The sequence below is a fragment of the Comamonas aquatica NBRC 14918 genome (genome assembly GCF_000739875.1).
Lineage (GTDB): Bacteria > Pseudomonadota > Gammaproteobacteria > Burkholderiales > Burkholderiaceae_C > Comamonas > Comamonas aquatica.
Window position 1 is genome coordinate 1 of record NZ_BBJR01000010.1, and the last position, 772, is coordinate 772.

Genomic DNA, 772 nt, shown 5'->3' on the forward strand with positions numbered 1-772 from the left:
AACGTGTTCAAAGTCTCGTCTGATGTGAGAAGCTTGCGAGATGAGAAAAGGTTACCCGAGCGATATCAAGCGCGAGCAGTTCGAAGCGATCGGTCCATTGCTGGAGAGTGCGCGCAGAAAGACGGCGCCCCGAAAGGTGGAGTTGTACGAGGTGTTCTGTGCGGTGCTCTATCTGCTGCGCACAGGCTGCCAGTGGCGCGCACTGCCCGGCGACTTTCCCAAGTGGCGCACCGTGCACTCGTACTTTGCGATCTGGAGCGAGCCACGCGAGGGTGGCAGCCTGCTGGAGCAGGCTTTAAAAAAATCAGGTTGGCGCGGCCCGCGCGAGACGGGTGCGCAACGCCTGCAGCGCGTTCTTGATCATCGATGCGCAGAGCGTGAAGAACACGGACACGGCGGGCCTGAAGGGCTATGACGCGGGCAAGAAGGTCTCGGGCATCAAGCGTCACATTGCGGTGGACACCCAGGGGCTGCCGCACGCAGTAGCCGTGACCACGGCCGAGGTGACGGACCGCAAGGGCGCGCTGCAGGCACTCAAGCGCTGCAAGCTCTCCTTGGTCAGGGTGCAAAGCCTGTTGTGCGACAGCGGCTACACAGGCAAGCCCTTTGCGCAGGGTGTGCAGGAGATTGTGGGTGGGCACGTCACGGTACAGATTGCCAAGAGAAGCGAGTTGCACACCTTCAAGGTCATGCCCAAGCGCTGGATCGTCGAGCGCAGCTTTGCCTGGCTGGAGAAGAATCGGCGGCTGTGGAAGAACTGCGAGCGCTGGCT

At 61.5% G+C, this 772-nt stretch carries 1 protein-coding gene; it reads left to right on the forward strand.

The window, feature by feature from the left end; genetic code table 11:
- Positions 1 to 40: 40 nt before the first annotated feature.
- A protein-coding gene (locus CA2_RS17390; RefSeq protein ID WP_156105928.1) for an IS5 family transposase occupies positions 41 to 772 on the forward strand; the annotation gives its coding sequence in 2 pieces (ribosomal slippage) (positions 41 to 300 and positions 299 to 772; 734 coding nt annotated over the 2 pieces). This gene is flagged as partial in the annotation.